The organism is Streptosporangium sp. NPDC003464 (assembly GCF_053588315.1).
Genome location: NZ_JBSFPS010000033.1, coordinates 20,498 through 47,258 on the forward strand (window position 1 = coordinate 20,498; position 26,761 = coordinate 47,258).

General features: G+C 69.0%; 26 protein-coding genes, 4 tRNA genes and 1 pseudogene. 15 read left to right on the forward strand and 16 right to left on the reverse strand.

The window, feature by feature from the left end; translation table 11 throughout:
- Window positions 1-7 precede the first annotated feature (7 nt).
- A complete protein-coding gene (locus tag ACWDS7_RS10420; RefSeq protein ID WP_306862511.1) occupies window positions 8-499 on the forward strand; it encodes a MarR family winged helix-turn-helix transcriptional regulator in 492 nt (163 codons plus the stop codon).
- A gap of 273 nt (window positions 500-772) precedes the next feature.
- Window positions 773-1,057 carry a hypothetical protein gene (locus tag ACWDS7_RS10425; RefSeq protein ID WP_451929017.1) on the forward strand — a complete coding sequence of 95 codons (285 nt, stop codon included), beginning with the start codon at window positions 773-775 and terminating at the stop codon, window positions 1,055-1,057.
- 288 nt (window positions 1,058-1,345) lie between these two features.
- On the opposite strand, the gene ACWDS7_RS10430 is transcribed toward ACWDS7_RS10425, so the two are convergent.
- Window positions 1,346-2,062, reverse strand: a complete 717-nt coding sequence (locus ACWDS7_RS10430; protein WP_451929018.1) for a TetR/AcrR family transcriptional regulator — start codon at window positions 2,060-2,062, stop codon at window positions 1,346-1,348.
- 38 nt (window positions 2,063-2,100) lie between these two features.
- Between ACWDS7_RS10430 and ACWDS7_RS10435 the strand changes: the two genes are divergently transcribed.
- The 3 genes from ACWDS7_RS10435 (at window position 2,101) to ACWDS7_RS10445 (ending at window position 4,272) form a co-directional block, all read left to right on the forward strand.
- Window positions 2,101-2,742, forward strand: coding sequence for a hypothetical protein (locus ACWDS7_RS10435; RefSeq protein WP_451929019.1), 642 nt, complete (start codon window positions 2,101-2,103; stop codon window positions 2,740-2,742).
- Window positions 2,743-2,899: 157 nt separating this feature from the next.
- Window positions 2,900-3,907, forward strand: a complete 1,008-nt coding sequence (locus ACWDS7_RS10440; protein WP_451929020.1) for a hypothetical protein — start codon at window positions 2,900-2,902, stop codon at window positions 3,905-3,907.
- Window positions 3,907-4,272: a GntR family transcriptional regulator gene (locus ACWDS7_RS10445; RefSeq protein WP_451929021.1), complete on the forward strand. Its 366-nt coding sequence runs from the start codon at window positions 3,907-3,909 to the stop codon at window positions 4,270-4,272. The genes ACWDS7_RS10440 and ACWDS7_RS10445 overlap by 1 nt, the downstream gene beginning before the upstream one ends.
- Before the next feature lie 116 nt (window positions 4,273-4,388).
- Here ACWDS7_RS10445 and ACWDS7_RS10450 read toward each other — a convergent pair whose 3' ends face one another.
- Entirely contained in the window at window positions 4,389-4,940 is a 552-nt protein-coding gene (locus tag ACWDS7_RS10450; protein ID WP_451929022.1) for a dihydrofolate reductase family protein, read from the reverse strand.
- Between the two features lie 243 nt (window positions 4,941-5,183).
- Here ACWDS7_RS10450 and ACWDS7_RS10455 point away from each other — a divergent pair, with 243 nt between their 5' ends.
- Window positions 5,184-6,386, forward strand: a complete 1,203-nt coding sequence (locus ACWDS7_RS10455; protein WP_451929023.1) for an alkene reductase — start codon at window positions 5,184-5,186, stop codon at window positions 6,384-6,386.
- Between the two features lie 58 nt (window positions 6,387-6,444).
- On the opposite strand, the gene ACWDS7_RS10460 is transcribed toward ACWDS7_RS10455, so the two are convergent.
- The 8 genes from ACWDS7_RS10460 to ACWDS7_RS10495 all read right to left on the reverse strand — a co-directional run bounded on the left by ACWDS7_RS10460 (window position 6,445) and on the right by ACWDS7_RS10495 (window position 14,528).
- Window positions 6,445-9,753: a BTAD domain-containing putative transcriptional regulator gene (locus tag ACWDS7_RS10460; RefSeq protein ID WP_451929024.1), complete on the reverse strand. Its 3,309-nt coding sequence runs from the start codon at window positions 9,751-9,753 to the stop codon at window positions 6,445-6,447.
- Window positions 9,754-9,787: 34 nt separating this feature from the next.
- Window positions 9,788-11,455 carry a hypothetical protein gene (locus ACWDS7_RS10465; RefSeq protein ID WP_451929025.1) on the reverse strand — a complete coding sequence of 556 codons (1,668 nt, stop codon included), beginning with the start codon at window positions 11,453-11,455 and terminating at the stop codon, window positions 9,788-9,790.
- A 242-nt stretch (window positions 11,456-11,697) separates the two neighbouring features.
- Window positions 11,698-12,105, reverse strand: a complete 408-nt coding sequence (locus tag ACWDS7_RS10470) for a PIN domain-containing protein (RefSeq protein ID WP_451929026.1) — start codon at window positions 12,103-12,105, stop codon at window positions 11,698-11,700.
- Window positions 12,090-12,350 carry a type II toxin-antitoxin system Phd/YefM family antitoxin gene (locus ACWDS7_RS10475; protein ID WP_451929027.1) on the reverse strand — a complete coding sequence of 87 codons (261 nt, stop codon included), beginning with the start codon at window positions 12,348-12,350 and terminating at the stop codon, window positions 12,090-12,092. The genes ACWDS7_RS10470 and ACWDS7_RS10475 overlap by 16 nt, the downstream gene beginning before the upstream one ends.
- 229 nt (window positions 12,351-12,579) lie before the next feature.
- A tRNA-Phe gene (locus tag ACWDS7_RS10480) sits at window positions 12,580-12,653 on the reverse strand.
- Window positions 12,654-12,681: 28 nt separating this feature from the next.
- Window positions 12,682-12,756: transfer RNA gene (locus ACWDS7_RS10485), tRNA-Asp, on the reverse strand.
- 106 nt (window positions 12,757-12,862) lie between these two features.
- Window positions 12,863-12,935 (reverse strand) — tRNA-Glu (locus ACWDS7_RS10490).
- Window positions 12,936-13,028: 93 nt separating this feature from the next.
- On the reverse strand, window positions 13,029-14,528 hold the full coding sequence (locus ACWDS7_RS10495; RefSeq protein ID WP_451929028.1) for a metallophosphoesterase family protein: 1,500 nt from the start codon (window positions 14,526-14,528) through the stop codon (window positions 13,029-13,031).
- Window positions 14,529-14,561: 33 nt separating this feature from the next.
- On the opposite strand from ACWDS7_RS10495, the gene ACWDS7_RS10500 reads away from it, so the two are divergent.
- Both ACWDS7_RS10500 and ACWDS7_RS10505 read left to right on the forward strand, forming a co-directional pair.
- A complete protein-coding gene (locus tag ACWDS7_RS10500) occupies window positions 14,562-14,912 on the forward strand; it encodes a metallopeptidase family protein (protein WP_306862480.1) in 351 nt (116 codons plus the stop codon).
- Between the two features lie 167 nt (window positions 14,913-15,079).
- Entirely contained in the window at window positions 15,080-16,375 is a 1,296-nt protein-coding gene (locus ACWDS7_RS10505; protein ID WP_451929029.1) for an MFS transporter, read from the forward strand.
- A 1-nt stretch (window position 16,376) separates the two neighbouring features.
- Here the strand turns inward: ACWDS7_RS10505 and ACWDS7_RS10510 are convergent, their stop codons facing one another.
- Window positions 16,377-16,838 carry a PspC domain-containing protein gene (locus ACWDS7_RS10510; protein ID WP_306862475.1) on the reverse strand — a complete coding sequence of 154 codons (462 nt, stop codon included), beginning with the start codon at window positions 16,836-16,838 and terminating at the stop codon, window positions 16,377-16,379.
- A 121-nt stretch (window positions 16,839-16,959) separates the two neighbouring features.
- Between ACWDS7_RS10510 and ACWDS7_RS10515 the strand changes: the two genes are divergently transcribed.
- The gene (locus tag ACWDS7_RS10515) at window positions 16,960-18,117 is read left to right on the forward strand and encodes an acyl-CoA dehydrogenase family protein (protein ID WP_451929030.1); all 1,158 of its coding nucleotides are present in this window, start codon (window positions 16,960-16,962) and stop codon (window positions 18,115-18,117) included.
- Window positions 18,118-18,206: 89 nt separating this feature from the next.
- Here the strand turns inward: ACWDS7_RS10515 and ACWDS7_RS10520 are convergent, their stop codons facing one another.
- The gene (locus tag ACWDS7_RS10520) at window positions 18,207-18,830 is read right to left on the reverse strand and encodes a 3'-5' exonuclease (protein ID WP_451929031.1); all 624 of its coding nucleotides are present in this window, start codon (window positions 18,828-18,830) and stop codon (window positions 18,207-18,209) included.
- 118 nt (window positions 18,831-18,948) lie between these two features.
- Between ACWDS7_RS10520 and ACWDS7_RS10525 the strand changes: the two genes are divergently transcribed.
- Window positions 18,949-19,021: transfer RNA gene (locus tag ACWDS7_RS10525), tRNA-Lys, on the forward strand.
- Between the two features lie 1,667 nt (window positions 19,022-20,688).
- Here ACWDS7_RS10525 and ACWDS7_RS10530 read toward each other — a convergent pair.
- The 3 genes from ACWDS7_RS10530 to ACWDS7_RS10540 all read right to left on the reverse strand — a co-directional run bounded on the left by ACWDS7_RS10530 (window position 20,689) and on the right by ACWDS7_RS10540 (window position 21,988).
- Window positions 20,689-20,907, reverse strand: coding sequence for a hypothetical protein (locus tag ACWDS7_RS10530; protein ID WP_306862460.1), 219 nt, complete (start codon window positions 20,905-20,907; stop codon window positions 20,689-20,691).
- 91 nt (window positions 20,908-20,998) lie between these two features.
- Window positions 20,999-21,298: a hypothetical protein gene (locus ACWDS7_RS10535; protein ID WP_451929032.1), complete on the reverse strand. Its 300-nt coding sequence runs from the start codon at window positions 21,296-21,298 to the stop codon at window positions 20,999-21,001.
- A gap of 231 nt (window positions 21,299-21,529) precedes the next feature.
- The gene (locus ACWDS7_RS10540; protein WP_451929033.1) at window positions 21,530-21,988 is read right to left on the reverse strand and encodes a hypothetical protein; all 459 of its coding nucleotides are present in this window, start codon (window positions 21,986-21,988) and stop codon (window positions 21,530-21,532) included.
- A gap of 297 nt (window positions 21,989-22,285) precedes the next feature.
- Here ACWDS7_RS10540 and ACWDS7_RS10545 point away from each other — a divergent pair, with 297 nt between their 5' ends.
- The 3 genes from ACWDS7_RS10545 (at window position 22,286) to ACWDS7_RS10555 (ending at window position 23,725) form a co-directional block, all read left to right on the forward strand.
- Complete coding sequence (locus tag ACWDS7_RS10545; protein WP_451929034.1) at window positions 22,286-22,534, forward strand: hypothetical protein; 249 nt, start codon at window positions 22,286-22,288, stop codon at window positions 22,532-22,534.
- Window positions 22,535-22,708: 174 nt separating this feature from the next.
- Complete coding sequence (locus ACWDS7_RS10550; protein ID WP_451929035.1) at window positions 22,709-23,014, forward strand: hypothetical protein; 306 nt, start codon at window positions 22,709-22,711, stop codon at window positions 23,012-23,014.
- 468 nt (window positions 23,015-23,482) lie between these two features.
- Window positions 23,483-23,725: a hypothetical protein gene (locus tag ACWDS7_RS10555; protein WP_451929036.1), complete on the forward strand. Its 243-nt coding sequence runs from the start codon at window positions 23,483-23,485 to the stop codon at window positions 23,723-23,725.
- Window positions 23,726-24,478: 753 nt separating this feature from the next.
- Here the strand turns inward: ACWDS7_RS10555 and ACWDS7_RS10560 are convergent.
- Window positions 24,479-25,192, reverse strand: a complete 714-nt coding sequence (locus ACWDS7_RS10560; protein ID WP_451929037.1) for a LysR family transcriptional regulator substrate-binding protein — start codon at window positions 25,190-25,192, stop codon at window positions 24,479-24,481.
- 54 nt (window positions 25,193-25,246) lie between these two features.
- On the opposite strand from ACWDS7_RS10560, the gene ACWDS7_RS10565 reads away from it, so the two are divergent.
- Window positions 25,247-25,612 carry a DUF5997 family protein gene (locus ACWDS7_RS10565; RefSeq protein ID WP_451929038.1) on the forward strand — a complete coding sequence of 122 codons (366 nt, stop codon included), beginning with the start codon at window positions 25,247-25,249 and terminating at the stop codon, window positions 25,610-25,612.
- 863 nt (window positions 25,613-26,475) lie between these two features.
- Window positions 26,476-26,761, forward strand: a pseudogene (locus ACWDS7_RS10570) (Pycsar system effector family protein); the annotation flags it as partial.

The window sequence follows — 26,761 nt, forward strand, 5'->3', positions numbered from 1 at the left end:
TCACGACATGAGCACACCACCATGGGCCGGCGCCGACGGACCCGCAGCGCGGTCCCGGCCGAGGGGAACGGCGTTCCTGCTTTCGCAGGTGGGAGCGCATGCCGCAGCACGGTTCGCGGAGCGGATCAGCGAACTGGGGGTGATCCCCGCCGACGTCGGGCTGCTGCGCATGATCGCCGCCCGTCCCGGGCGCAGCCAGCAGTCCCTGGCCGAGGAGATGGGGGTCGTGCCGAGCCGGGTGGTGGCACTGATCGACAACCTGGAGCGCAAGGGACTCGTCGAACGACGGAGGAACCCGCAGGACCGCCGTAACTACGCGCTGCACCTGGCCGAGGAGGGCACCCGCGTCATGACGGAGATGCGCCGGCTCGGCTCAGCGCACGAGGACGACATCTGCGCCGCGCTGGACCACACCCAGCGCGCCCAGCTCGCCGAGCTGCTCGAAGCCATCGCCGCCCAGCAGAAGCTCATCCCCGGGGTCCACCCCGGCTATCGATGATCCGCTCCCGAGGGACGGCCGAGAACCACCCGACCGCACCGGCGATGCCCGCCGCCCCTTCCGCCGCGCCCGCCGTCCCGGAGGAGAGGCGAGCCCCCGTCGGCGCTTGCCGCCCTCGTCGCCCCGGCCGGCACCCGGAGCGGAGTCACCCCGTCACGGTGATCCTGAGTCCTGCCATTCGTTTACGGACCCTTGGCGTCAGAGGACGCACGGCGGGGGTATGTCGTCCCGCATAGGGCGATCTTGGGCCCAGGGGCCAGGGGGAGGACAGCTATGTACGCGACGGTACGGCGATACGAGGGGATAACCGATCCCACCGAGGCGGGACGCCGGGTGAGCGAGGAGTTCGTGCCGCTCATCCGCCAGGTCCCCGGGTTCGTGGCCTACTACTGGGTCGACGCCGGCGACGGGGTGATGCTCTCCACCAGCGTCTTCGAGGACCGAGCCGGGGCCGAGGAATCCACCGGAAGGGCCGCGGACTTCGTGCGGGAGAATCTCGCCTCCCTGTTTCCGAACCCTCCGCAGGTCACGGCCGGCGAGGTCGTGGCGTCCGGGTAGTGGCTGCCTGCCCCCCCGACAGCACCGGCGGGACAGGACCCTCCGGCCAGGGGCCGCTCTCGACGGCCTACGGCCGCCCAGGGGCGCAGAGCCGTACCCGGAGGTCAGCGGACAGACTCGCGCCTCCCTGCCCACCGGCTGATGCGGCGGGTCGACCCGCGCACGCACACGCCGGTCCCGGCGACGATCCTGATCTTCGTCATGGGCGTCATCCTGATGGTCGCGCTGCCGGGCGCCGCACCGCTGGAGCCGATCACGACGGCATGGCATCCGCCCGTCAGCGGCCCCTCATCCTGTCGCCGGCTCATCACCACAACGGGAGGAAGGATCGTTCTCATGGCCAAGGGCCGTTCCGCCGTTCCTCGCCCCCGCGACAGCGGCATGATCTGTGGTCAGGGCGGCGAGGTGGCGGCGTAGCACCATGAGCATCGTCTCGGGATCCAGGCTGCCGGGGTGGAGCACGGCCTGCAGGGACATGCCATCGAGCAGCGCGCACAGACCGCGGGCCTCCAGGGCGATGTCAGCGTCCGAGCGCAGGCGACCGGCACGGCGGGCGCCTTCCAGGACGCGGGTGGTCAGCGCGAGCAGTCCGTTGTAGAGCTCGTCGGTGTGAGGCCGCAGCTCGGGGCGGGTGCGGGCGGCGGCGACGAAGGCCAGCCACACCACCGCCTCGCGCCGGCGCTCCCCGTCCAGGGGCAGCACCTCGGCGAGCATCCGTATGGCCGTCTCTCGCCGCTCGTGCTGCGTAAGGGGCGCGTCCGCGTCCAGCAGGCGGTCGGCGTGCGCGACCAGCCGGCCTGTCACCCGTTCGCTCATGGCCCTCATCGCGAACACCATCAGCTCGGAGTGCGCGGTGAAGTAGTGCCGGACCGAGCCGATGGCCAGTCCCGCCTCGGCGGCAACGTTACGTAGCGACGCCTGTTCCAGGCCGTCACGCTCCACCACCCGGAACACCGCCTCGACGACGGCCCGGCGTCGCTCCTGCGGGTCCACGATCTTTGGCACCCAACTTTTATAACACGTCCGTGCTACAGTTTTTTAGCATGACCGTGCTACCAACGGAGGGCGCAGTGGACGGAACGTTATGGGTGGCCATCGTGGCCGTACTGGTGCTCGGCGTGGTCGTCAAGCGGTTCATCGGGGAGCCTCTCAACGCCCGCGACCTGTTCCTGCCGCCCGTCGTCCTCATCGGCATCGGCGTCTTCGGCCTGGCCAGGAACGTGCATCCGAGCGGCTACGACATCGTCTGGATCGTGGCGGCCTCCCTCATCGGCCTGCTCTTCGGCGCGTTGCGGGGCCTCACCCCGCGGCTGTTCACCAAGCACGGCCACCTCTGGCAGCGCTACACGGTCTGGACCCTGCTGGTCTGGGCGGTGTCCGCGGCGGCCAACATGGGGGTCGGCCTGCTCGCCGTGGCCGCGGGCGTCCCGGAGCAGGCGCGGCCGATCACGCTGTCCATCGGCGTCAGCCTCCTCGGCGAGGCGATCACGCTCGGACTCCGCGCCCTGAACACCGGGACGCCCTTCGCCCCCGAGACCCCTTCACCCCTCGACCGCGTCCTACGGCTCACCACCCACCCCGCCGGTACGGCTCGCACCGCGGACCGCACCCCGGACCACCACGAGGGCTCGCCGACAGCTCAGCGCCCTTCTCCGCAAACCGGTCCGCCCGGACGACGCGGTTGAGGACGATGCGGTTGAGGACGATCCGGCCCCGGCCACGGCCATCCGGCGGCAGGGACGCCAGGGAGGCAGAAGCCGGCCCGGCAGGGGAAGCATCCTGTCACCCTTCAGGAGACTGTTTGCACTGTTATAGTCAAAAGCAAACAGTTGGAGGTTGGTGGTGTTCATCCCCATATCCCCCGCGTCTCCCCGTCACCCCGATCACGCCGCACCGGGACGGCTCCGTCGCCTGATCCTGACGGCCGCTCCCCCGCTGCTCCTCCTGGCCGTGCCCATGGTCCTGACCGCCTTGTACGGCGAGCGCCTTCCCGACCGCGTCCACATCGGCAACTGGGCCATCGACACCACGTACGAGCCCACCTGGCGAGGCTGGACCTCGCAACCCCTCTTCGGGGCGGTGATGTGGTGTGAAGCACTGCTCGTCGTCTCGTTCCTGCGCTACTGGCGCCTGCCTCAGGTCCAGCGGGGCCTGGTGGCCGGCAGTTTCCTCATCGGCGTGGCCGTTCCGGTGTCCGGCGTGCTGTGGCTGCCGGCGCTGGCCGGCGCCCCGGGCGCCGTGGCCCGGCCCGCCTGGCACCTGGCGGTGGAGATCGCCGTCACCGCGGGGGCGCTCGCGCTGGGCTGGGCGGTGGCGGGTCCGCTGCCGCCGGCGCCCGTGGTCACCGCCGCACCACCGCCGCACGCCCCCACCATGGCGCTCGGCCCGTGGCAGCGCGCCATGTTCGTGACTTCCGCCTGGTCGGCACGTAGGCTGCCGGCCGCCGCGGTGCTGGCCGCGCTCACCGCATGGGCCGTGTCCAACGGCTTCGGCGGGTGGCAGGGGGTGGCCTTGCTGGCACTGTTGACGATCTTCGAGGCGGCACAGGCGCGCACCCGCCTGCAGATCGACGGCTCGGGCGTCACAGTGAGCCTCCCCTGGTTTCCCGTCCTACGCCGGACGGTGCCGTACCCGAGGGTACGGTTCGCCGAGGCCATGAGCGCACCTCTCCCCGGGCGATACAAGCTGGACGACGGGGAGGCGGGCTGGGGCGTCGTCAGCGGGAAGGGACCGGTGCTCGCCCTGGCGCTCAGTGACGACCGGTGGTTCGTCTACTCCACGCGCGAAGCGGAGACGGCGGCCGAGCTGGTCAACGGATGGCTGAGCAGGCAACGACAGGAGACGGCGTAGTGCTGATCACAGTTGACCCCGCGTCGGCCCAGCCGCTCGCCGACCAGGTGGCGGGCTCCGTACGAGCCGCGCTGGCCAACGGCATGGCCGCCCCCGGAGACCGGCTCCCCTCGGCACGCAACGTGGCCACCGCCCTCGGCATCAATCTGCACACCGTTCTACGGGGTTACCAGCAGTTGCGCGACGAGGGACTGGTGGAGCTACGTCGCGGCCGGGCGGCCGTCATCACCGGCGCCGCCGACCGGTTCCACCTCCGGCTCGCCGCGGCGGCCGAGGAGTTCGCCAGGGCCGCTCTGCACACCGGAGCCTCCGACGAAGAAGCACTCGCCGCAGCACGAGAGGCCCTGCTCGCCATGCGAGCCTGACCGGACGGCAGGGCCCGGCCCGCGGACTCACCGTCGCCCCGGCCGTGCTCGGCTCGGGGCGCCTGTGCTGCTCAGATGGCGTCCGCAGCCTGGTCTCCACGCCTCCTGGGCCTGGTCTACGCCTCCTGCCGGGCCGCCGGGCGGTAGTCCAGGACGATGGCGCCGGAGCTGAAGGCGTGGGTGCCGGCCAGCCGCCAGGTCTTGGGGTCGACGCCGTCGGAGAACAGGCGCTTGCCCTCGCCGACGACGACCGGGTGGAGGAAGAGCTTGAGCTCGTCGACGAGGTCGTGCTTGATCAGGTAGTTGACCAGGTCGCCGCTGCCGTAGACGAGGAGGTCCTTGCCGTCCTCGGCCTTCAGCTTGGCGACCGCCTCGGCGACGTCGCCGTCGATGACGGTGGCGTTCCACGTCGGCTCCTTGAGCGTGGTGGAGGCCACGTGCTTGGGGATGCTGTTCATCTCGCCCACGTCCTCGCCGGCCGCCTCCATCGCCTGCCAGGCCTGGGACATGCCGTCGTAGGTGACGCGGCCCAGGAGCAGGGCACGGCTCTGGGAGAGCTGGCCGGCCTGGAACTTGCCGTGGTCGTCGTTCCAGAACGGCCCGGTCCAGGCGGGCTCCTCCACGACGCCGTCCATCGAGATGTAGATGACCGCGACGACCTTGCTCATGTCCTGCTCCTCAAGAAGTGGCGGGCCTGTCCGGCCCTTCGTGGTGATGTGCCCTCAGCTTGGCCGAGCCCGTTTACGGATCACTTACGGCTTCCTTCAGGTGCCGGTGCTTGGCCCCGGAGACCGGCTGACGGCGCCACGCGCACAACCCGTCAGCGGGCCGTCAGCGCCTCCGAAGCGCCTGCGAGCACAGTCATCCCTGTCAGCAGCACCACATGGTGAGAACGCGCAAGGGAGCAGAGCATGACCAAGCACACGGACAACGAGACCGTGGTCATCGGCGGTACGGCGGGCACGGGCCCGGCCACCACCACGGACACACCGGTGACGTCCCGCTTGTTCGAACCCGCCGACCTTGGTGATCTGCGCCTGCCCAACCGGCTGGTGATGGCGCCGATGACCCGCAACCGTGCCGCGGCCGACGGCGTCCCGCGGCCGATCATGGCCACCTACTACGCGCAGCGCGCCTCCGCGGGGCTGATCATCGCCGAGGCCACCACGCCGAACGCCGTGGGGCAGACCTACCCCGACATCCCCGCGATCTACGACCAGACGCACGTGGCGGGCTGGCGGCACGTCACCGACGCGGTGCGCGCCGCCGGCGGCCGGATGTTCCTGCAACTGCAGCACGGCGGCCGCGTCGGCCATCCCGACAACAGCGGGCTGACGCCGGTCGCGCCCTCACCGGTCCCGCTCCCGGACACGATCTTCACCCCCGGCGGGCACCAGCCCTCCGTGGTGCCACGTGAGATGACCGCCGACGAGATCCGCTCCACCGTGGCCGACTTCGCCGCCGCCGCCCGCAACGCCGTCGAGGCGGGCTTCGCCGGGGTGGAGGTGCACGCCGCCAACGGCTACCTCATCCACCAGTTCCTGGCACGGGGCACCAACCACCGCACCGACGCCTACGGCGGCTCGGTGGCCGGCCGCATCCGCTTCGCGGTCGAGGTCGTCCAGGCCGTCGCCGACGCGATCGGCCCCGAACGGGTGGGCCTGCGCATCGCCCCCGGGCTCACCGTCAACGGCATCGACGAGGGCGACACCGAGCGCATCTACCCGGCACTCATCGGCGCGCTGGCCGGCAAGGGCCTGGCCTACCTGCACGTCGTCTTCGCCGACCCCGACCAGCCGCTCTTCCACGAAATCCGCAAGGGCTGGCAGGGGACACTGATCGCCAACCCGATGCTGCCCTGGCCGGGACCGCTCCCCGCCGACGGCGGCAAGCACGCGGGCGAGAGACTGCTGGCCGCGGGCGCCGACCTGATCTCACTCGGCCGCGCGTTCCTGGCAAACCCCGACCTGGTCGAACGGCTGCGCATCGACGCCCCGCTCAACCCGGTGCGGGACAGACACCTGATGTACGTCGGCGGAGAGACCGGATACACCGACTACCCCACGCTGGCCGCCGCCCAGCGGGCCGCAACGCCCGAACCGGCCGCGGCCTGACCACCCCAGGCCAGGGCCGCCGACCAGCGGCCGGCCGGTGCGCCCAGGCGCGAACGGCTCAGGGCGGAGGAGGCAGCACTGCCCGGGCGGCGCGCGCGGCCTCCTCCGGGGACAGGTCCGCGCCCCGCCGGAACGCTTCGGCGAAGGCTGCCCGGCTCAGGGCCGCCGTCGCCGCCGTCGTGATCCGGTCGACGTCACCGCGCTCGGCGGGTGGCAGCGGGGCGCCCACACCCTGGCGCGCCGCGTCCGCCGCACCGAGCAGCAGGGCCGCGCACCCGGCTCGATCCGCATCCCCGGAGAGCGCCGCCGCGCCCGCGAGACCCTCCAGGGAGAGGGCCATGGCACGTGGCTCGTCAATGGAGCGCGCGATCTCCAGGCCGAGAAGATGACGGGCGGTGGCCTGAGCCTCGTCCCCACGCAGTTCGGCGATGAACCCGAGCTCGGCGAGGAGCAGATGGTCACCCGCCGCCGAGGACACACCGGCGTCGCGGATGCGCAGCAGACGCGCCTCGGCGGCGTCGAGGTCGCCCGAGCGGCGTGCTCCCAGGGCGAGTCCCATCTCCGAGTGGATCTCACCGTATTTGTAGCCCTGCTCAACGGCCAGCCGTCGAGCCCGCTCGTGCAGTTCACCGGCCCTGTCCCACTCCTGGGCGAGCAGCGCCAGCCGGCCGAGCCCGGAGTACCGGGCGGAGATCTCCGTCTCCAGGCCCAGCTCCTGTGCGATGCGCAGCCCCTCGTTCTGGAGGCGCGTGGCCTCCTCGTAGTCGCCCTTGATCTCGGCGAGCGCGGCAAGCGGCGAAACGGTCTGCAGCTCGCCCCAGCGGTCCCCGAGCTCGCGGAAGAGCCCGGCGCTGCGCATGCCGTCCCGCGTGAGGCCGGCGAGGTCACCCCGGATCAGCGCGTGCATGGCTCGCAGCCCGAGGGCGGCGGCGGTGCCCCACCGGTCACCGGCGACGGTGAAGAGGTCGAGCGCACGGATGTTGGTCTCTTCGCCGGCAGTAGGGTCACCGGCGCTGAACAGCCCGTACGCGTACAGCCATACGGCCCGGCCGCGCCGTACGGGATCTCCGATCTCCGGTTCCGGACATGCCTGCGCCTCGGACCGGCCCCCGGTCAGCAGCATGAACGCGTTGCGCAGCACGTGGAGTTCGGCGGCCTCGGGGGCGACGGCGAGCACGGCCGACAGAGCGCGGCAGGCCTCGCTCAGACGGCCGCGCAACAGCCACCACCAGGCGAGAGCGGTGGCTAGGCGCACCGCTGCGTGGGCCGGGGGGACGGGCGCCGGCCCACCGGCCGGGGGGCGGCGTACCTCCTCGGCCGCCGCGGCACGCCGTATCGCCTCGTCGAGCGCCGACCGTAGATTGGCGGCCTCGGCGTCGAGACGGCCGAGCCACACCTGCTGCCGGGCACCGCGGAGACGGGGTTCGGCCCGCTCGGCGAGGTCCAGGTAGTAGCGCAGATGCCGGTCTCGTGCGCCGCCGAGGTCCTCCGTCTCTCGCAGGCGCTCCATCGCGTACGCGCTCACGGATTCGAGCAGCCGGTAGCGGGGACCCGCCGGACCGTCGACCATGACGACCAGGGACCGGTCGACAAGCCGGGACACCAGGTCGAGGACCTCCTCACGGGGCACCCCGTCACCCCCGCACACCGCTTCGGCGGCGTCCAGGGTGCAACCGTCGCTGTGTACGGCGAGGCGGCGCAGCACGATGCGCTCCGGAGCGCTGAGCAACTCCCAGCTCCAGTCGATCATCGCCCGCAGGGTCTGCTGGCGCGCCGGTGCGCCCCGCTGCCCGGAGGTCAGCACCCGGAACCGGTCGCCGAGGCGCACCGCCAGCTCCCGCACGCCAAGGGCACGGACACGGGTCGCCGCCAGTTCGAGGGCAAGCGGAATGCCGTCAAGGCGACGGCAGATCTCCGCCACGGCCTCGTGGGTCTCGCGAGTAGCCCCGTCGAGCGAGAAACCCGGGGCCGCCGCGGCGGCACGCTCCGCGAACAGCCGTACCGCGTCGGCTGCCCTGAGCGGTTCCACCAGGAAGACCGCCTCGCCTCCCAGCCCCAGCGGCTCCTGGCTGGTGGCCAGGACACGCAGTCCGGGCGCGGCGCGCAACAGCAGTTCCGCGAGCTCGGCGGCCCGTTCGACGACGTGTTCGCAGTTGTCCAGGACGAGCAGGAGCCGGCGGTCGCGCAGGGCGGCGGTGAGCCGGTCGGCGGGTACCGGGGACGCACCGAGTCCGGGCAGGCCGGAGGGCGCGTCGTCCCGGACACCGAGCACGGCGGCGACCAACTGGACGAGGTCGGCCAGGTCCCCGCTCTGACCGGCGAGCTCGACAAGCCACACCCCGTCGGGCACGTCCCCGCCGGCGTCGCGGGCGAACCGGGCAGCCGTCTCCACGGCAAGCCGTGTCTTGCCGACTCCGCCCGTTCCGGTGAGCGTGACAAGGCGCGCGGTACGGAGGGTCCGGCCGACCTCGTCCATGGACCGGTCGCGGCCGACCAGCGAGGTGAGCTGGGCGGGGAGGTTCGACTGGGCGCGGCCGGCGCCCGGTGCCGCGGCGGCGGCCCGATCCGGGCCGGAGTCAGGGCCTGGGCTGATGGCAGGGCCCGCGCCGGTGCCGGGGGCCGGCGTCAGGGCGAGCGATACGTCCTGATGCAGGATCGCGTGGTGGAGCGCCGCCAGTTCCCGGGTCGGGTCGAGGCCCAGCTCGTCGGCGAGGCGGTCGCGCAGCTCCGCGTACGAGGCCAGCGCCTCGTTCTGACGGCCGGCCAGGTACAGGGCGCGCATCTGGACGGCGCGCAGCCGTTCCCGCAGCGGATGGCGTGCCACCAGGTCCGCGAGCTCCCCGATGAGCAGCGTGCGGTCGCCCGACTCCAGACGGGCTTCGGCCTGTTCCTCCAGGACGGCCAGACGCTGTTCCGTCAGGCGCTGCACCGCCGTACGCGCGAACTCCTCGTCCGCGAACTCGGCGAACGCGGGCCCACGCCACAACTCGAGCGCCTCGGTGAGTAGCGCGGCCCTCGTCCGTGGGTCGCCGACAAGGCGGGCCTTGGTCACCAGGTACTGGAAAAGGCTCGCGTCCACTCCGTCTTCGGCCTCGTCGATGCGCAGCCGGTAGCCGGGCACCTGATACACCACACGGTCACGGCCAAGGGCCCGGCGCAGCTGGGAGACCTTGGCCTGAAGGGCGTTGGCGGGGTTTCCCGGCAGTTCCTCGCCCCACAGGTCGTCGACGAGCCGGTCGGCGGAGACCGGCCGCCCCTCGTGCACCAGCAGATCGGCAAGCAGCGCCCTGACCTTCGCCTCGGGGACCCTGACCACCTCCCCCTCGCTGTCCCACACCATCAGTGGACCAAGCACCCCGAACCGCATGCGAGAACCGTACACACAGGGCGATGGCGGGGACTCAGCCGGACAGGGCGGCTCTCCCGGCCGGATAGATGAGAATGAGATCCACGCCTGGACGCGTATACAGGCGCAGCCGGTAGCGGCCAGGACCGCGGCGCGCGAGATCGGGGAAGCGCACCTTGCTCGCCGACAGCGTCTGCATCACCAGGTGACCCGATTCGCTGACGATGTCCGCCTCGACCACCTGGTCCCAGCCTCTGCGTCGCAGGGGTGGCGGGGCCGAGCGCAGCGCCTTCGCCGTGACACAGGTCGCCCAGTCCTGGCTGGGTGTGAAGATCAGGGCCAGCTGACCGCTGGTCGCCAGGGTGTCGACCGATCCCGCATCCCAGATCGCCGCGTAATCTTCCTCGGTGTCCCCTTCCGCGTCGTAGATGGCGTAGGGCTGGGAGTCCCAGTCGTAGTAGGACGCGGTCGCCTGGGACCGAGTGCGTAGCGCGGGCCACGGGTCGCGGCACAGGGCGTCCTCCTTGCGCGCCTCGCGCTCCAACTGTTCGCGCTCGATCTTCTCCTTCTCTGCCTGCCGTCGGCCGATCTGGGCGGACGACAGCAACAGATCCGGATATTTCCGCCCAATCACCTCCGGGCAGAGCAGCGCGAGCAGCGCAGGCCGAGCATTGACCGTTTCCCCGGCCGCGAACCTGGTGCACGCATCCCGGCCCCTGCCGAGCAGTTCCTGGTCCGAGACATGCCGAGAAGGCTTGCTCACGCTGCACATGTAGGCCCGATCGCGCTCGTGGGCCGGGGTGTCCGCGACACGTGGCGGTTCCGACGGCGCCCAGCATTCCATGAGCTCATCGCTCTGCCAGCTGTAGGTGAGATGTGGACGACCCTCGGGTCCGACGACCATCAGCAGGAGGACCGCGGGCACAGCCGCGACCGCCGCGGGCACCCGCAGAGCCGCCTTCCGCCTCGGCTCACGGTTCAGCTCATGTGCCGTGCGCGCCAGCCAGACGATGTAGAGCACATCCATCGCCTCGGCGATCGACTCGATCGTGCTGCCGCGCGTCAGGCTGTCTACGAGCTCTACCAGGAACGCGCTCGCGAATGTGCCCAGACCGATGAGGAGCGTCACTCGGCTCCAGCGTCCGTCGCGCCGCTGAGCGAGCAGGAGCATCACCATCACGACGAACGTGGCCACTCCCGCGGCCATGACAGTCGCCCAGTAGGCCGGGCTCACGAAGAGCTGGGGCTTCGAATCGTCCATCAGGTCGCTCGCGAGCGACCTGGCCGGTTCCACCAGTCCGAGCAGGAGCAGAGCCAGCCGGAAGGGCCGGCCTGACCCGGTGAGCACCACCGTGAGCAGCACGAGCGCAGGCACCCAGAGCGCCAGCCCGATGACCGTCTCGACCAGGTCCGGGAGGAAGGAGGGGATCAGCAGCCACATCACGTCGGCGTACAGCAGCAGCCGTAGCCACGTGGCCGCCCGAGGCATCGGCACGGCCGCAGGCGCGGGTCCCCGCAAAACCTGCCACAGCATCCACGAGTTCACCAGTCCGAGCAGCAGCAACCCGCCCAGCACCGGCACCAGAGGAGACTTCCCGACGATCTCGCCGGGCGGATACCACATGGTGACCAGCCATGCGGGTGTCGCGGTGCCGATCACCAGGCTGAGGATGATCGAACCGAGGGTGATGACCAAGTAGGCAGAAGCCGCGGAACGGTACATGCGCACAATGAGGCTTGATCGTAGTACGACCGATTAATGCTCTCGTGGAGATCCAGCGGGGGTCCCCCGCGCACTGCTCCCTGCTTGATCTTTCCGTCCGTTGTCGCCCGCCCGAAGGGGAGCGGGCCATGGGGCCCACCTGAAGGGGAGCGGGCCATGGGGGCGGGGCCACGGCTGGAGCGCCCCGCTGGACGGACGAGGGCATCCTGCATCGACGTTGCCGCCAGGGTTGCCGTCAGTGCTCAGCGGGGAACGACTTGTACCCGCACGCCAGGTAGATCGTCGAACGCGGCAGACGAGTCCATCGTGATCACGGTTCTCGCAGTGGTCGCAGCCGTCGCGGCAATCAGCAGATCGTACGCTCCCCGCGTCTTTCCCTCTCGTCGCACATGTGCCATGAGACGAGCGTGGACCCTGGCCACATCCGTGGTGTACTCCTCGACCGGAATCAACGCCAGGACCTCATCCACAAAGGCCTGCCGGCCGGGACGGCGTGCCGCGTCCGCCATCTCCACGCCGACGAGCAGCTCGGCCACGGTGATCGCGGCGATCGCCACATCATCGGTATCCCCGATCACCGCGTCCACAGAAGCCCTGCCTCGCTCCGCGGCGATGAGCACGCCGGTGTCCAGGATCAGGCGTCGGGCCATGTTTCCCTCGTCCCGTCATCGACCGCCTCCCGAGCTGCCACGACGTCGGCCTCGAAATCGGCGTCCAGCGTTCCCGCGCTTCTGGTCAGGAAGGCCTTGACCATACGCCCTGGCGCTGCGGGCGCGGGGCCGATCATCGCGATTTGCTTACCCCCGCGGGTGACCATGATTGTCTCCCCTCGCTCGGCCTCGTCCAGAACGGTCGCGAAGCTCCGAGACGCCTCGGTGGCAGTCATCACCTTCATGAAATCAGATTATCTGATTCCTGCCTGCTCTTTGAGTAACCGGTAGGGCTATACGGCCGTCATCCTGTTCAACTGCTCAACCCCGGCGTACCGCCCCAGGTCGTCCGCGACATCGTCGGCCGCAGCGACATCGAAATGACCATGACGACAGGATCGTCGTTGCTGTCATTGGAGATCAAAAAAGCCCCGAACGATGATCGTTCGGGGCGTCTTCCCTGCTCAGTTGCTGTGGTCAGGGGCGGGGTCGAACCGCCGACCTTCCGCTTTTCAGGCGGACGCTCGTACCGACTGAGCTACCTGACCTCGGTGGTGGATCGAACACCTACCAGAGCGGTCCTGACGGGACTTGAACCCGCGACCTCCACCTTGACAGGGTGGCGAGCACTCCAAACTGCTCTACAGGACCTTGCTTGGTCGGAAGTTTTCGCTTCCGTCCGTCTTGCCTTGCTTAGCTTACCAGTTCTTCGGAGGTCTTCGACCTGCCGTTTCCCTGGCGAGCGTCTGCTCGGCCGTGCCCCCAACGGGATTCGAACCCGTGTCGCCGCCTTGAAAGGGCGGTGTCCTAGGCCACTAGACGATGGGGGCTCGGAATTCTCATTCCGTTCCGTTGCCGTCTTCCGCTGGAGACCTCTGAAGCATAGGGGAGTTTTGCCCCCGATGCCAAAGCGGCGTTCCGGCTTAAGGCGTCGTGGTGCCGCTGGGCGATCCCGTCGGAGACGGGGCGCCTGTAGGCCCAGGGGAAATTGTACGGCCAGGGTCGGTCTCAACGTGACGCTCGATCTGAACCGACTGTTCGCCGAGCCCCCCCAGAGTGATGTCGTCCCAGGCCCTGAGCCTGTGCGTCTTGCGATCGAAGTAGAGAACCGAGGCCGCGACAGGGGTGGGTTCGTCGTGTTCCAGGGCGCGCAGGCCGGCACCGCCGGTGGAACCCTGGACGAGGAGACGGGTCCCGGAGGGGAGCAGTTCGGTGGACCGCTCGTGGGAGTGGCCGGCGAGGACCATCGGGGCCGCGCCGGAGAACGCCCTGGCGATCGTGGGGTCGTGCACCGCCACGAGGTCGACCGGTTCGAACGCCTGGCCGAGCCGGGTGGCGTGGGCACGCCCCAGGGCGGTCAGGGACTCGGGGTCCGAGTCGACGACCACGGACTTGTCGGGGGTGAAACGGGGGTCGCCCAGGCCGTAGATGCGCAGCCCCGCCACGGTCTCGGCGGAGTCGTCGAGGACGACCGCGCCCTTCTGCTTGCCCACGGCCCGCTGGGTCGCCTTGGAGTCGTGGTTGCCCCTGACGAAGACGTACGGCACGCCGAAACTGCTGACCTCCTTGACGAACTTGTCCTCGGGGCCGGTGCCGTGGTCGGTCAGGTCGCCGGTGTCCACGATCAAGTCGATCTTGAACTGGGCGGTGATCGAGTGGATGAGATTCCACGCGATGAGGTTGAGATGGATGTCGGAGACGTGGAGCACCCGGATCGACTCGGGGTCGGAGTCGTAGACCGGCAGGGTGGAGACCGCGTCGTAGAGCTGGGAGACGTTGTTGACCAGCTTGGCCAGCTGGACCCGGTAGGACTCGAACTTCGTCACGATCGACTCGGCGTCGCCGACCAGGGACGGCGCTCCGGCGAGCAGGCCGGTGTACTTCGGTTCCACCACCGAATTCGGCCGGAACGTCACGGCGACGGCCGCGCCCGTACCGGCGATCATGACGGTGGCGCTCAGCAGGCTCGCCAGGGCCGGCCCTGGACGGCGGAAGACGATCAGCGCGGCGACGAGGGCTCCCGCCAGGCCGCAGAGGGCGGCACGCAGGATCAGCGTCTTGACCCCCTCGCGCAACTCCTTCTCCAGCAGGGCGGGGAACTGCCCGGAGATCCGGGGGTCGTCCAGCAGCGCACCGGCCCGGGCGGGGTTGATGTTCTCCAGGGTGATGCGCAGGCCGACCGGGGCGTTGTGGGTGTCGAACAGGAGCGTGCCCAGCGGGTGGGCGTCCACGACGGTCTCCCCCGCCCAGGAGGGCTCCGCCGACATCCCGATCTCGACGGGGCCGACGGCGGCGTGCACCGGGCCGCCGAGCGCGATGCCCAGCCACGCGCCGCACAGGGCGACGAGCACGACCGCGATCGCACGGGCGATCCGCCCCGCCGCGGCGCGGCGGAGAGCTTGGGTCCAGTCCGTGACGTTCATGCGGCTCCCCTTTACCCGAAAACACGGGGCACAATGGCAGGTGTGATCGAGGTCTCGAGAGAGAAGTTCGAAGAGCTCGTGGCCAACGCGCTGGACACGATCCCCCCCGAGCTGACGAAAGTCATGGACAACGTGGTTGTGGTGGTCGTGGACGATCCGCCGGAGCCGGATCTTCTGGGCCTTTACACCGGCATACCACTCACCGAGCGCGGTGAATGGTACGCAGGAGTGTTACCCGACCGGATCGAGATCTACCGCAACCCGATCTGCTCGATCTGCGAGACCGAGGACGACGTGGTGCAAGAGGTACGGATCACCGTGGTCCACGAGATAGCCCACCACTTCGGCATCGACGATGACAGGCTGCACTCCCTCGGCTGGTAGCCAAAGCCGCATTACATATCGACTTCTCGCATGCCCGAGATTTCCCAATTTACGATTACAGCTTGCATGAGGTTGGCCGCTTTCAGTTGCGCGCCGACACTTCAACGGGCACCGTAGGTTACGCACCGAACACCGACAGTCAATGCGCGTAAGCCCAGCGGAGTCCTATGGCGGCCACCAGGCCCGGCCGGCTACCCGGGCGGCACCGCCGCCCGGCCGAACGCCAGGCGACCTATGGCGAGGTCATCGCCGTCAGGGAGTTTCGCGCGCTCTGGCTCGGCCAGGCGCTCTCCCTCCTCGGCGACCAGCTGTCGCGGGTGGCACTGTCCGTGCTGGTGTTCGAGCGGACGCAATCCCCACTGGCCACCGCGTCGGTCTACGCACTGACCTATCTGCCGCCGATCATCGGTGGCCCGCTGCTCGCGGGTCTCGCCGACCGCCACTCCCGGCGGCGCGTCATGATCGTCTGCGACCTGCTCCGGGCCGTCCTGGTCGCCTTCATGGCCGTCCCCGGGACCCCGTTCCCGGTGCTGTGCGGCCTCGTCTTCTGCGTGGTGCTGCTCAGCGCCCCGTTCTCGGCCGCCAGGGCGGCGCTGCTGCCGGAGCTGCTCACCGGCGACCGCTATGTCGCGGGCTCGGCACTGCAGAACATGACCAACCAGGGTGCGCAGATGCTGGGCTTCGCCCTCGGCGGCGCCCTGGTCATGGGTATGGGACCGTACCGCGCGCTGGCGCTGGACGCGTCCACGTTCCTCGCCTCCGCGCTCATCCTGGTCTCGGGAGTGCGCCGGCGCCCCGCCCCTCTCGACGGCGGCACCGACCGGCCGTCCATGTGGACCATGACCCGCGCCGGGTCCAAGCTCGTCTTCGGCGATCCCCGGCTCCGGACACTGGTGCTCTTCGCCTGGCTGTGCGGCTTCTACGTGCTCCCCGAGGGGATCGCCACCCCCTACGCCGCCACCCTGACCGACGAGCCGCAGCGGATCTCGTTCATCGCCGGCCTGCTGATGGGCGCGATGCCGACCGGGACCGTCGTCGGCGCCTTTCTCTTCAGCCGCTACGTCAGCCCGTCGAAACGGATCCGCGCCATGGGCTGGATGGCGATGCTGACCTGCGCGCCGTTGATCCTGTGTGCGATGGAGCCGCCGCTCGCCGTGGTGCTGGCCCTGTGGTTCGTCTCGGGCATCGGCGGCGCCTACCAGCTCGCGGCCAATGCCGCGTTCGTTCAGTGTGTTCCCCCGGAACGGCGGGGTCTGGCCTTCGGGCTCGTGCAGTCGGGCCTGCTGGCCTCTCAGGGCGTCGGCATCCTCGTCGGCGGCGCCGCCGCCGACGGGCTCGGCCCCGCGAACGTGGTGGCACTGACCGGCGCGGCCGGGCTGTCCGTCGCGGCCGCGCTGGCCATGCTCTGGGTCGGGTCCTGCCAGGAGATCATCGAGAAGGTCCGCGCCGAGGCGACCGTCTGACTCACGCCTGGGGCTTGGACTCGTTGTCGTGCTGGGGCACCGGATTGTGCGGGGCAGCCGGGGCCGGGTCCTGATGCGTCGGGTAGTGCGGCGCCGGGTCCTGGTAGGTCGGGTAGTGCGGGGCCTGGTCCTGGTGGGTCGCCTTGGCCCACTTCTGCTCGGCCTTGGCCCAGTTCTGCTCGGTCTTGGACTTCACGTCCTGCCAGACCGGGTTGTCCTTGTTCTTGTCGACCAGGTCCTGGATGATCGACCTGTCCTTGCCCTCATCGGGCAGGAGCAGCCAGCCGATCGCGTAGATCCCCACGCCGAGGCCGCCGAAGAAGGTGGCGATGGCGAGGGCCACCCGGATGATGTTGGGGTCGATCCCGATGTACCGACCGAGACCGGAGGCCACCCCCGCGACGATGCGGCCGTCCCTGGTCCTGCGGAGCTGCTTGACGCCCGAGAAGTCGTTTTCGTTCATGTCTTCAGACTGCCCGAGAAGGAGCCCCCATCACATCGGGATTCCCCCTGGCACGACCCTGACATCCCTGCCCAGAGCGTCGGCAATACCCTGACAGGGGCCGACGAGAGAGGAACATCCCATGGACGACCTTCTGCGCATCGACGACGGGCTCTCCGAGGAGCAGCGGCTCATCCGCGACACCGTGAAGGGGTTCGTGGCCGACAGGGTCCTCCCCCACGTGGGCGACTGGTTCGAGGAGGCCGTCTTCCCCTCCCGCGAGCTCGGCCCGGTGCTCGGCTCGCTCGGCGTGCTCGGCATGCACCTCGACGGGTACGGCTGCGCGGGCCTGGACGCCGTCTCCTACGGCGTCGCCTGCCGGGAGCTGGAGGCCGGGGACTCCGGACTCCGGTCGTTCGTCTCCGTCCAGGGCTCGCTGGCCATGTTCCCGATCTGGAAGTACGGCTCGGCGGAGCAGAAAGAGCAGTGGCTGCCCCGGATGGCCGCGGGCGAGGCGATCGGCTGCTTCGGCCTGACCGAGCCCGACCACGGCTCCGACCCGGCGAACATGCGCACCCACGCCAAGCAGGACGCCTCCGGCGACTGGATCCTCAACGGCGCCAAGATGTGGATCACCAACGGCTCCATCGCCGACGTCGCCGTGGTCTGGGCCCAGACCGAGGACGGCATCCGCGGCTTCGTGGTCCCCACCGACACGCCGGGCTTCTCCGCGCCGGAGATCCACAAGAAGATGTCCCTGCGGGCCTCGGTGACCTCCTCTCTCTACTTCGACGACGTCCGCCTCCCGGCGTCAGCCGTACTCCCCGGGGTCCGCGGCCTGAAGGGGCCGCTGTCGTGCCTGTCGGAGGCCCGTTTCGGCATCCTGTGGGGTGTGGTGGGCGCGGCCCGCGCCTGCCTGGAGTCGGCCGTCGACTACTCGAAGACCCGCGTCCAGTTCGGCAGGCCCATCGGCGGCTTCCAGTTGACCCAGGAGAAGCTCGCCTGGATGTACGTGGGCCTGGGCCAGGCCCAGCTCACCGCCCTCCACCTGGGCCGTCTGAAGGACGCCGGGGCCCTGACCCCCCAGCAGGTCAGCTTCGGCAAGCTCGCCAACGTCCGCGCCGCCATCGACATCGCCCGCCGCTCGCGCTCGATCCTCGGCGGCAACGGCATCACGCTGGAGTATCCGGTGATCCGGCACATGACCAACCTGGAGAGCGTCCTGACCTATGAAGGCACCGAGGAGGTCCATGTCCTCACCCTGGGCAGGGCGCTCACGGGACTGGACGCCTTCCACTGAGCCCGGGCCGGACGCCTTCCACTGAGCCCGGGCCGGACCTCGCCCTCCCCGCGGCCCGCCCTCCCCGCGGGGCCTCGTCCGGCGCCCCGTTACCGCTGCCGGGCCCGCTTCTGGGGCAGGCCGCTGGGGCGCCACTGCGGGGCCTGGGCGGCCCTGTCCAGCTCGCTCTGCCAGGAGAGGCCCCGGCGCAGGTAGAAGCGGAGCAGCTCGGCGGTGGCGTGGGCATCGGCCAGCGCGGCGTGGGCGTTCGAGAACGTGATGCCCGCGCGTTCGCAGCAGGCGCCGAGGGTCCACTTCCCCGCCGGGATGAAGTCAGGGGCGAGCCGCTGCGTGCACATGGTCTCGGTCATCCAGTGGCTGCCGGGGAGGACGCTGAGAAAACGCAGGTCGAAGGAGAGGTTGTGAGCCACCAGGACCCGCCCGGCGACCCGCCGCCACACCTCGTCCAGCACCTCCTCGATCACCGGCGCGCCGTCGACCATCGCGTTGGTGATGCCGTGGACGTGCACGGCTCCGGTGCCACGGCCGGGGTCGATCAGCGAGTGCCACTCGTCGACCGTCGCGCCGTCGGGGTCGAGGGAGACAAGCGCGATCTCGCAGATCCGGTCACCCTTGGCGGGAGAGAAACCGGTGGTCTCCACATCGACCACGACGTAACCTTGCTCTGCCGACAAGCGCGGACCGCGGGCGGGATCAAGCTTCGAGCTCGTCATAGATGCCACTGTATGAGAGCCGACTCCCCGGTTCTGGCTGCTATCGAGTAAACAGTGATCGCCTGCGGGCCTGGCGACGGGCGTTAGTGGACACTATCCTCGGTACGCTGTCTCCAGCGGGGCGTTAGCTCAATGGTTAGAGCTGCGGACTTTTAATCCGTAGGTTCTGGGTTCGAGTCCCAGGCGCCCTACCCCAATGAACTGGGCAGACTTCCTATCCCATGATCGGGAAGTCTGCCCAGGGTTGCATTCAGGGTCGCAATGGTTGCCGTCAGCCATCGAAGAGTGCCCGCCCCATCCGGGCCGCCGCCTCGATCGCCGGCGTCTCCGTGACATGGATGTAGCGCTTGGCCGTGGCGAGCTGGGAGTGGCCGAGGATCGCTGAATGACCCGGATGTCCACGCCCTGTTCCAACAGGAGCGTTGCGGCCATGTGACGGACGTCGTGAACACGGGCGTCCTTGTCGATTTCAGCGAGTCTCAGGATCTTTCCACTCGTCCCAGTCGTCTCCGGCTCGTCCCGGTCGTCCCCGGCGTCGATCGGGTTTCCCTGCGGCGTGCACCACACCAGGTCCCAGTCTTGTCATCTGTCCCCCGCCGTCTCGCGTTCGGCCCGCTGCGCCTCGCGGTGGAGCTTGAGCAGGGCCACGAGGGGAGGAGGCAGGGCGATCGTCCGCTTGCCCTTGCCTTCGGGCTTGGTAAAGGTCCAGCCGCCGGCGCGCTCCGGGCAGGCAAGAGTGTGGCCGGTGCAGTCCGAGGCGCAGAACTTCGGGCATGCACCCCCATGCTCGGTGCAGTTCTTCTGGCACGCGACTCTTCCGGCACGCGACGAGCCAGAGGTGTCACCGGCCGGAGACGCGTTTGGCCTGGGGCAGCCCTTCGGGCAGGGGTAGCGGTGGAGTCGGGCGCCGTACCGGGGCCGCACCGCCGCCCCGAGCGTCAACGTCGACCTTTCGCTTCCCCGCTTCTAGAGCCTGGAGCCGCGGGAGTCGTGCGGGAGGATGAGCACGTGACTTCCATCCCCGCCTCTGATGGTGCGGCGAGCGCGCGAGACCGGGAAGCCGTCGAGCACCTCCTCGGCCGTCCACTGAATCGGTCATGGCCGACGGGTGCCCTGGCCCCAGGAAAACGGGTCACGGTACTGCGTGACCCGATTCTGGACGGGCCGTGGCAGAGCGAGTTTCTGGGGACGGTCGACGCCATGGGCGCGCCTGAGCCCGTTCAGCATCCACACGCGTCCCCTGGGGAGTTGACGTACTGGGTCACCTTCGATGCGCCTCAATACGATAGTGACGGGTGCGGGCCTTACCGCAAGGCCCAGATCTGGGGCCGATATCTCCGAGCTGAAGCGGAGTCCGAGGCATAGTCCAGCCTGCTCCGCTGTCTCTCCACATCGCGCTCTCTCCACATCGGTGCCGGGGATGGTCCACCGACAACGCACGGGTCAAAGGTCAAGGTCGGGTCTGGGACGGTTGCGCCCGACGATCGCCTGATGACAGCTGGTCTCCGATCAAGGCTGAGGGCGATCGACGGCCCGAGGGGCATTCCTCACCCCCGGCTCACCGAGCACCAGGGGCAACGAAGGCGCAGACGTTCCCATGCCCCGCGCGTGCCCGCCAGCAAGGTGATCAATGGGGATTCGCAAGGAACCATGGTCACTCGACCCGCTCCCCCGCAGGTCAGCGCCTCACCAGCTCAGCGACCAGGCGCGATGGAGATTTCCCAAGCTGACAGCGCAGGATCGATTCCCATTGCCCATTCCAAGAGAGAAGGCCCAGGTCAGGAATGGTTTCCCGGGCCTGAGCCTTCACCGACTTCTGACGTATTCCTCTGGAACAGGAATGCCTTCGGATGTTTGTTCAGTTGGGTCGACGTCCTCTGGTGCGATAGTGCTCGGCACGCTCCGCCGCCATACGTTCCCGTCGCTCCTGATCCAGGATCTCGCGAGGACCCGGAACTCGCCGCTTCTCATGTCTGATCGCCAGGCGGATCGCCCAGTAAAGGAAGAAGAACAACAGCACCGCCGGAACGCCCCATATAACCAGCAAGAGCAGAATCTCGGTGAGCCCGATCGCCATCTGATCCTCCACCTAGGGGGGACCAGCATGCCTGATCTTGCAGATCACGTCCATCGGTGATTTCGCCCGGATGACTGCCCGCGGTCAGCTTTCACGCGCCGTCGACGCCGCTCCATGCCCATCGTCCCCAGACGTCGAGCTTGATCACATGCCAGAACAGGCGGGGAAGCACGGTCGCCCAGGAGAACCCGCAGCCAACCACCTCGCTCTGACCTACACCTCTGTTTTCACAGCTCAGCACCGCAACATCAGCAGATGACCCCCACGCTGACAGCACGGGGTCCGTGGCGAAAGAACAAAGCGGATGGCCTGTGACATAGACGATCCCACCGGGCTCATCGGCGAGGAGCTGAACATCGTCGCGTTCGTGATGGACTACGTCGAGTTCCACGTCAATTGTCCAAAACTCACAGCACTTACGGACCCCCACATACAGATCGGCCCCCAAACCTGGATCTCCCCCGAGCCGGGATCACGATTGGACGAAGACAGTCTTCATGGCCCCAAGGCTGCGCATTTCTTTCCCGTGGAAAGGGACGGGAGTCACCACCCGAAGAGAATGATGATCCGGTAGCCGCCGTGGTTTCACTTCGGGTTGCAACAAAGGGGCGTTCAGAGCCGTTCAGGGCGGACCACGCATGGACTCTGACCTGCATTGAACCGTCCGGAAGAGCCGGCCATCCTCGGCGACGCCGTGTCTGTCGATGTGATCGCGCAGGATGGTCACCAGCTCCGGGGAGATCGGCACCCGTCGTGTCGCCCTCTCACCGCGGTGCTTGAGCCCTCGCTCGTCGTTGGACTCCCCCGAGTCGGTGTAGCGCTTGTTGCTCTCCGGCCGGGTCTTCTCCAGGGTGAGCGCGCCCCACCCGGTCTCCGGGAGATCGCAGTTCGCCTTGCGCAGCCCGGCCGCCTCAGCCGGGCGGAGACCGGCGAAGTACATACAGGCGAACATGGCCGCCATCATCTGGCCACGGGTACGGCCCGCGTAGGTCACCGCGATGAGCAACTGACGAGCCTGCTCGGGGTTGACCACCGACCGGCGATCGATCTCGCCACCGGCCTTGACCTTGCGGAACTTCACCTTGTGGATCGGATTTGCCGAAAGCTCCCCCAGCTCCACGGAGTACTCCAGAACGTGATGGAACACTCCTCGCTTGCGCCGGTAGGTCAAGCGGCGGCGCGCCGCACCGCCGTACTCGGCCCTCTGTCGCCTGCCGACCGGGCGTGCGGCGTGGGCGCCGGTCCCGCCGGCGGCGCCCCGGGCCGTCCACCGACCCGCGCACCCGCCGTACTCAACCCACTCACCGACCACCGACCCGCCGCCGCCAGCTCGCGCCCTCATCAATTGCCATCGGCATACGCCACCTACAGTGGCGACATGGCCGAGAGCACACCACCTCCAGACGGTCGCTACTCCGAACTCCGCAGGCTCGGCGAAGAAGAGCGCTACGTGACCCGTGAGCTCCAAGAAATCCGCGCTGAGATCGCGAACCTCGTGCAGCAACTCCTCCCCCACCACTCCCGCACAGAGAAAATCGACGAGCTTGTAGAGGCCAGCGGGTACAGCCGGCACCTGATCGACGCCCTCCGCTACAAAGACCACCCATGGCACCGCCCGACCTCCTAACGGCGAGACCGCTCCTGACCCGGAACACAGCAGGTCATGGGGTCGCGTACCGAGACCTTCCAAACTGGCGGACAACGACCGTATGACGGTTGGCCCGGCCACGTCCTTCTAGACTGCGGAAATGATCGAGTTGGGTTCGCGAGAGCGTACGCAGCCGCCGCCCCCTCACATCGTGTGGGAGAGAGTCTGGCCAACCCTCGGCGGTCTGGTGGACGGCAGTGGCTGGACCTGCGCCCCGATGAGGTCGAGCCGCGCATCCTCCGGGTGGTGGAGCCGGAACTCGTGGTCTGGTCGTCACTGTGGCCGGAAAGGCCCGATGATGAGATCCGATTCGACATCCGCCCGGCTGAGAACGGATGCTCACTGCGCTGGACGTTGTTGACGCCTGAGGCAGTTCCGGAACAGGCCATGGTCGACGAGCTACGTCACCGGCTCAACTTCCTGATCAATGCACAGCTCCGGTTCTCCTTCGGGCAGTAAGGCTCTCAGTAGGCGCGTACTGCAACGAGTACTGCAACAAAGGCACACGACGGCTCACGTCCACACGTCCAGCACTGGTCAGGGCCGAGTTCTGAGCCCCTGATAACGGTCGGGACGGTCCTGATAAGGAAGAGGTCTCTCCCGAGCGCCGTACCCGTCGTGTACCCGATGGGGCAGGAAACGAAGGGGAACAGCGGGGAGTCACGGGGAACGCGATCGGTGCGCTGAGCTGCGTCTTCACAGGTCGAGCATGGTCGGCATGCGTCTTTGCAAGCAGCAAGCAGGATGTCAGGGGTTCGAGCCGTCACACAGCACGCGCTGTACTTCAGCGGTTCGCCGGTCACCGGCGCCCTGCTGACCCCGTGGGTCGCTGTTCCTGTTCGGTCCCGACCACGAACCTGCTTACCGGCTGCCATGCGCCCCTGCCGGTTACCAGACAGAATCGGGTTAAACAACGGAAGGTGCCGGATGGGCCGCCTGCGGGAAGCAGCTAAAGGGATCGCCTTCACGATGACCCTAGGGTTGATCGGGTTCGGTGTGGTCTTCGGAATATCCGCGCTGTTCGACCTACCGTGGCCGGCGAACGTGCTGGACGGCCAGCCCATAAAGCTCATCGGCTTGCTCTTCCTACTGGTCCTGCTGGGACTCGTGGCCTTCGTCGGGTGGTTGGCGCGGAAGATCAGGGAAAGGCAACGCCAGCCGGCTGAGTGACATCCGCACATGTGAGTACCGGAGGACGCGGCGACCGAAGGCAGGATGAAGACCCTGTACGGGGTTGCAGTTCACCGCCGTACCAGGCCGTTCCAGGAAGGTCGCCGAGGGATGTTGGTCCAGGTGGGACCGTTCTGAACGATGGCGCCCCGAGCTGCTGATGCGGTTTGGGTTCACCGCCTATCCGGCGTTCAGATCCCCGAGCCTCCGCAGCTCAGAGGCCCTCTCCCGAAATCTCAGGAGAGGGCATTTCTGATCTTCAAGGGCGTCATGGTGCAGTCCTCGTTGCAACGGGGCTCAGAGTTTTCCCCACAGTGCCGAGGCCGGCCGCTCCCCGGCGTCAAGCGGCGCCGCACCGCGCCGCCTGCCGTACTCGCTGCACTTGCCCGAGCTGATGGCTTCAGCTCGCCGGACGGGGCAGCTCCGGGTAGTGCAAGACCTCCACGTACATGATCCGCCCATCGACGACGTCGAGGATCAGATCACCTCTCGGTGGAAGCAGCGGCACGCATCTGTGCCCGGGGCCGTACGCTCCGTCCGGCGGCTCGGCCGTACAGAAGCTCTGGCAGAGGTCATCACCGCATCCGCACTCCTCGTAGAACCCCGGATGTCCCAGGCGGAGACGGCGAGATCCTCCCTCCCCTTCTTCTCTCAGACACGCGACCTTCTCAGACACGCGACGAGATCCGCTACGCCGCATCAGGTCGATCCGCAGGTCAAGCGCCCTGCGACGACTTCGAAGCGGTGCACGGTTCAGCGGGGACGGTGGCCTTTCCTGCCCCGGCCGGTTTGCGCGCCCCGGCGACCCGACCCGTCCGGAGCGGGACTCCGCGGCTGCTTCCGCGCCTTCCCCGGGGCAGGCGCGGGGGTACGGCCCCGCGAGCTGTTCACCGTACGCCCACGGACGATGCCGATGAAGTCCTCCACCAGCTCAGTCGTCGCCTCCGCGGGCCAGGCCAGCGCGATCTGCGACTGCGTCGTCTCCACAACCGGCCGGTAGGTCAGGTCTTTGCGGTGATGCAGGCGCGCCAGCGACTGCGGGACCAGCAGCAGCCCGGCCCCCGCCGCCACCAGCTCGATCGCCTCCGCCGTCGTGTCCGGACGCGTGAAAGCCGGCTGCCCGGGCAGGGCCGTCCACTCAAGGGTGTCGTCCATCGGACGGAGCACCTCCTCGTCGGCGAGATCGGCAACAGTCACCTCGTCGGCGGCGGCCACCATGTGATCCTTCGGCACCATGACCACGGTGGTCTCGACATAGAGAGGAATCACGCTGAGCCCTTCGCGGTCCACGGGCAGCCGCACGAACCCGGCGTCGGCGCCGCCGTCGTGCAGGAGCTTCACCACCTCGGCGGCGGCAACGGGGACCAGGATGAGTGGCACGTCGGGCACACGCTCGGCCCAGACGTTGACCCATTTGGCGGGCGTCACCCCGGGCACGTAAGCCAGCCGGAACTCCTTGTCAGTCACCTCCTCACGGTACCGGTGTCAGGGAAAGCGGCTTCGCGCCATACCCTTGACACCATGACCAAGCTCAAGACCACTCAGACGATGAAGCCCGCGACCGCGGCCAAGAAGCTGGGTGTGCTCCTCTCGGCCACTCCCGCCGAGTTCCAGGAGGGAGTCGTCTCCAGGGATGAGCTGAACGCGCTGCAGGCCGATCCGCCGGCGTGGCTGGCCGATCTGCGGCGCAACGGGCCGCACCCCAGGCAGGTCGTCGCCGTGAAGCTGGGCATCTCCAACTCGGGCCTGGCCCGGGGCGGCATCACCGGACCGCTCACCACCGCCGAGATCGACGCCATCAAGGCGGAGGACCCCGAGTGGCTGAAGCGCGAGCGGTCGGTTCAGGCCGAGGTGCGCAAGGAGGCGCAGCGCCTCAAGCAGCGCTAGTCAGCCGATGGAAGTGGCGGTCGGTCCGGTCCGGTCCGCCGCCATTCGGGCCGGCCACTGAGTCCTTCCAGCGCGGCCCGGCGCATGAGCAGCTCTACCGCGCCGTGGCTGACCGGGACGTGCCGGCCCAGGCGTGGCTCGGCATCGCGGGTGCCGAAAACTCATCCGTCCAGGTCAAGCAGCATGCCGGTACTCCCCGAGGACGCCGCCCAGACGATCACGTCGGCGGACGCCGAGCCGAGCGACCTGGGCTCGATCGGCACCCGGGCCGAGCGACCTGGGCTCGATCGGCACCCGGGCCGGGTCGCGGTCGGAGCGGTACGGCCTGCCGAAGAGTCCGGTGTGGTCGGTGTCCGTTGTGGAACGTCTCGAATTCACGCAGGGCATGCAGAAGGTGGCGCCGGTTCCGGATAGATAGCCGGTTCCGGATAGATAAGGGTACGGTCCAGCGGTCCGCGCCGGCAGGTCTGGATCCAACGCTCCGTGATCGCGTTCATCTGCGGGATCCGGATACCGGCCGTGACGGCTCGGATCCCGGCGTCGGTCAGCACTTCATCGAAGGCCGCACCCGACCGACCCGCCGCCTCCGGGGCCGCACCGCCACCCATTCGGACCTTGTGGTCAACCGATTGATGCGGAACACCCCGGCAGGCGGCGCCATGAGGGACGGGGGACACTGAGAGCGTGGGCCGTCGTACGGGACACGGGTGTTCCGCCTGCGGGCCTCCGCCGCCGGGTCGAAGGTAAGTCGAAGGTGATCCGACTCGTGCCGCCCGCGCCTGGAGCGTCGGAATTCTCACGTGTCCACCGGCGACCGGCCGACCGCACTGGTCCACGACGCCAGCGGAAAAGGATCGCCCACCATGAACCACCGTCCGGCCGCACCCGGTCCCCACTCAGGAGACGGCAGCGGCGCGCGGCACGCGTCCATGTCCCCGTCCCTCAGGGACCGGCTCGACGCCGCCACCGCGGCGGCCCGCGCCGAGCTGATCAGCGCCAGCGAGAAGAGGGCCGGCCTTCCACTGTCGTGGGCGGGCGTCGCCTACGGCGTGACGGTCACCCTCATCCTCACCGGTCCGGCCCGCTTCCCGGGAATCGGGCGCTTCGGCGTCATCCTGGCGCTGATCCTGCTGTCGGCGGCGGTCCTGC